The organism is Protofrankia sp. Cas3 (assembly GCF_963555955.1).
Classification (GTDB): domain Bacteria; phylum Actinomycetota; class Actinomycetes; order Frankiales; family Frankiaceae; genus Protofrankia.
Map to the genome: position 1 here is coordinate 1 of NZ_CAUVXP010000266.1, position 4,370 is coordinate 4,370.

Here is a 4,370-nt window from a genome sequence, read left to right on the forward strand (position 1 = left end):
GTCCGGGGCAGCCGCCGGCCGGTACGCGCCGGCCGACAACTTCTACAATGACGGCTCGTCGTCCGGCCCGCCCAATACCGTCCCCATCGACACCAAGGTGCCACTGTGCTGAAAGCCGGGGTTTTCTGCCCGCGACCGCGGTGAGCCGCGGCGGGCAGTACGAGCCGGTCCCCGGCGTCCCCACCTGTGGCCGGTGCAGCGATTCCGGATACCTCACATATATCGACGACTTCTGACAGGAGAACAGGGTGTCAACAATGCCGACCGGCGAGTCAGAAATGCCGACCGGCTATTCACGGATACCGGCTGGGGAGGCCGCGCCAGTTGACTTCGCGGCGGCCTTCCAGTCCCTCGTCGACAACGTCGAGCTGGTACTCCGGGGCAAGACTGAGGTGGTGTCGCTGGCGTTGACCTGCCTGTTCGCTGGCGGGCACCTGCTCATCGAGGACGTCCCGGGCCTGGGGAAGACCTCATTGGCCCGGTGCATCGCGGCCTCGCTGGACGCGTCCTGCCACCGGATTCAGTTCACTCCGGATCTGCTGCCCTCCGACGTGACCGGGGTGACCGTCTACCGTCAGGGAAGCAACGAGTTCACGTTCCACCCGGGGCCGGTGTTCGCACACGTGGTGGTGGCCGACGAAGTGAACCGGGCATCTCCCAAGACGCAGTCCGCGCTGCTGGAGGTCATGGAGGAGGGGCGGGTCACCGTCGACGGCGAGCCCCATCCGGTTCCGTGGCCCTTCTTCGTGGTCGCCACCCAGAACCCGGTCGACATGGACGGTACCTACGCCCTGCCGGAGGCACAGTTGGACCGCTTCCTGATGCGGATCGGGATGGGCTATCCGGACCGCGCCGCCGAGGTGGCGATCCTGCGTACCCGGCAGTCCGGCCTACGCGTGGAGGACCTCAGCCCGGTGCTGTCCACCGCCGAGATGGCGAGCCTGATCGCCACCACCACGCAGATCCATGTCTCGGACACCCTGCACGAGTATGTGGTCGACGTGGTGGCGGCCACCCGATCACTCGCGCGGCTGCGCCTCGGCGCCAGCCCCCGCGGCAGCATCGCCCTGCTGCGTGCGGCGCAGGTCAGGGCGGCCGCGGCCGGCCGGAGGTTCGTCACCCCGGACGACGTCAAGGCGCTGGCCGTGCCTGTGCTCGCCCACCGGCTGATCCCCACCGCGGACTCGGAGTTGCGCGGCTACGGCGGGTCGGATGCGATCCGCGAGGTGCTTGCCGCCGTCCCCGTCCCCCAGGCGTTGGCGGGCGCCGGCGCATGAGTGGCAGGGGACGGGAGGCATTGCTCGTCGTGACCCCGACCGGCTGGGGGTTGCCGGCGCCACCGTGGTACTGGCGATCGTCGCAGGCGCCCGCAGGCCGCAACTGGCCGCACAGATCGAGGTGGTCCCCGGCCGGGTCCGCCGCGGCGAGACGGCGGCGGTGACCGTGACGGCCGTCGACGGATTCGAGCAGGCGATCATGATCCGGGTGGGCGGCACCGGTGACGAGGTCGGATCCACGCCGCAGCCCACCGTCACCGGGAGCGGGCGGCTGTGAGTCCTGGACGTCGCCGACGCCGCGGCCCTGGTGTCGGCCTGGCCGGCGAACTCCGCAGGTCGGACCCGATGATCGGGCTGGCGAGCCGGGCGCTGCCCCGGGCGGGTGGTCTCGCCGCTCTCGTCGCGGCGGCCTGGTTGGCGGGGGCGTCGTTCCATCGGGCGTTCGGCTGGGAGGCGCTCACCGGGCCCGTCACGCTGGCCACGCTCGGGCCCGTCGTCATCGTGGTGGTCGCGACCGCGGCCCGCCGTCCCGCGCCGCTGGTGCTGTCCGTGCCTGTGTGGGTCGCGGCGTGGCTGGGCGTGGTGGGGCTGACGCTGTTCCGGCACGGTTCGCCGGAGGCATCCGGCGTACTGCCCGCGATCGGCGACGGCCTGCTTCACGGCTGGGCGCGGCTGCTCGAGGTGATACTGCCCGCGCCCGGCTCGCCGGACCTGCTGGTCGTGCCCCAGGCACTGACCTGGCTCGCGGCCGGCATCGGGGCGGAGCTGGTGACTCGGACACGGGCGGCGCTGCTCCCGGCCGTCGGGCCGATCGTGGTCTTCGCGATCGGGGTGACGATGACCGTCCCGGGGGCGGGCTCGAACCTGCCGCTGGCGACCGGGCTGCTCGCCGCCACCGGCCTGCTCGTCCTGTGCCGTCGGGCGGAGGCCCGGCCACCAGCGCTGGCCGAGGACCAGGCGCGGTCCTCCGTCGCGCCGCGGCAGCGGTTCTCGCCGGGGCCGACCGCGCTCGGGCTGCCGCTGCTCGTCGTCATCACCGTCGCTGCGCTGTTCGCCGGCCCGGCGATGACGTCGGCGGCTGGCGGCGAGCCGTACGACGTCCGTGCGCACCGCGTGATCGCCCAGCACTCCGTGCCGGCCATCAGTCCGTTGGACCAGGTCTCGGCGTGGCTCGGCGACCCGGACAGGTCGCTGTTCACCGTGCGGCTGTCTGGGACGGGCGGCGCCGACGCGGCGGCGAACACCGCGACGAACACCGCGACGAACATCCGGCTGGCCGTCTTCGACCGGTTCGACGGGGGCTCCTGGGCGTCGTCCGCCCAGTTCCTCCCGGCTGGCCGCCGGGTGCCACCGATCGCGGGAGGGCCGGACGCCGAGGAGCAGGATTCCGCCCGCCAGATCCGACAGGATGTGGTGATCGATCGGCTGGAGGGCCCACTGCTGCCAGCCGTAGACCGTCCGGTGGAGATCGACGGCGCCGGGCTGGCCGTGGACGTCGACAGCGGCACGCTGCTCGACACCCGGACGCCGTCCTCCGGCCGCCGTTACACGGTGGTGTCCACGCCGCCCGCCACCCCGGACGCGCGGGTACTCGCCTCGTCACGGCCGGCCACCGGGGCCGACACCGAGGTGGCTAGTCGCAGGCCCCCGGGACTGCCCGACGCGGTGCTTCGGCTGGCGGTGGCCGCGTCGAGGGAGGCCCATACCCCGTTCCAACGGGCCTACGAGTTGGAGAAGTATCTGCGCAGCAGCTACGCGTACAGCCGGAAGGCGCCGCCCGGCCACACCTACCACCATCTCGAGTACTTTCTCGACAAGAGCAGGATCGGCACGACCGAACAGTTCGCCACCGCGTTCGCGGTAGCCGCTCGGGTCCTGGACCTGCCGAGCCGGGTTGTGGTCGGGTTCGCCCTGCCTGCTGGATCGCAGAGCGTGGTCGTGCGGGGCGACGACGTGCTCGTGTGGGCGGAGATCAAGTTTGCGGGGGTGGGCTGGGTCCCCTTCTACCCGACCCCGGCGCCGGTCGAGGACGATGACAAGACCATCTCGTCGCCTATCCCGGGGGAGTCCAGCGAGCGGGCGCAGGCCTTCGAAGCCGCCTCGGCCATACCGGCGTTCCCTGCGCCGCTTGCCGCCGGCGACGCACCGACCTCTCCCACCCGGGCGCCCTGGGTGTATGCGGCGTCGGGGTTCGCGGGCCTCGCGGTTGTCGCCGTGGTCAGCTATCTGGCCTTCGCCGCGTGGGCACCACGGGCCCGCCGGTGGCGCCGGCGGGCGGCGCGCACCCACCGCGAACAGGTGGTCGGCGCCTGGCAGAGCACGCGTGACGCGCTGGCCCGCGCGGGTCTTCCCGTCCCGGTGGCGTCGACCCCGGCCGAGACGGCCCGGCTCGCGCCCGTCTTCCTCGGACCCGTCGGCCGGGCCTCGCTGGAGTCGCTCGCGACCTTGGTGACGAAGGCGCTCTACGCGGCGGACAGCATCGGCCCTACCGACGCGGGCCGGGCCTGGGGGGATGAGGAACAGATCCGAGCCCAGGTGCGCCGGTGCGTACCCCTTCGTCGACGGATCGTGCGTGGCCTGACGCCAAGCGTGATCACCGGGAGGAGAGAACTCCGGTGATCCCCGGCTACCTGACTTTCCGGAAAATTGCGGAAGGTGGTTTCAGTACCGTCTACTCGGCTTTCGAAGCAAATCTCGGCCGCACCGTCGCCGTCAAGATCTTAAAAACCGAGCTCCAGGATTCCGTCGCGGCAGAGCAGTTCGCGCGGGAATGTCTGGCGGCGGGCCGCCTCACGGGCCATCCGAATATAATAACGATCTTCCGGGCGGGATCCACCAAGAGCCTGCTTCCATTCATTGCGATGCAGTACCTGCCCGCAGGATCAATCGCGGATCGGATACATTCAGGTGGGCCCCTGCCGGTCTCCGACACCCTTCTTATCGGTGCGAATATTGCCGACGCCCTGAATTTCGCACATACGGAGAACATCTTCCACGGGGATGTCAAGCCCGGTAATATTCTTCTCACCGACACCGGCCAGCCGATACTCAGCGATTTCGGCATCGCCAGCATCTCGGGCGCGTACGGGCTGG

General features: G+C 70.9%; 4 protein-coding genes. All 4 read left to right on the forward strand.

The genetic code is table 11. The features are described from left to right. Positions 1–278: 278 nt before the first annotated feature. Positions 279–1,277, forward strand: a complete 999-nt coding sequence (locus U9983_RS26780) for a MoxR family ATPase (RefSeq protein ID WP_322756676.1) — start codon at positions 279–281, stop codon at positions 1,275–1,277. Positions 1,278–1,341: 64 nt separating this feature from the next. Next, positions 1,342–1,554 (forward strand): hypothetical protein, encoded by a 213-nt coding sequence (locus tag U9983_RS26785; RefSeq protein ID WP_322756673.1) that lies wholly within the window; start codon positions 1,342–1,344, stop codon positions 1,552–1,554. Continuing rightward, entirely contained in the window at positions 1,551–3,896 is a 2,346-nt protein-coding gene (locus U9983_RS26790) for a DUF3488 and transglutaminase-like domain-containing protein (protein WP_322756674.1), read from the forward strand. The genes U9983_RS26785 and U9983_RS26790 overlap by 4 nt, the downstream gene beginning before the upstream one ends. Beyond that, positions 3,893–4,370: serine/threonine-protein kinase (locus U9983_RS26795; protein ID WP_322756675.1), on the forward strand; the 478-nt coding region annotated here is incomplete at its 3' end. The genes U9983_RS26790 and U9983_RS26795, both read left to right, overlap by 4 nt.

What these genes read in the sequence shown, in the direction of transcription:
- U9983_RS26780 (WP_322756676.1), top strand. Translation starts at nt 279, where the DNA reads ATGCCGACCGGCTATTCACGGATACCGGCTGGGGAGGCCGCGCCAGTT.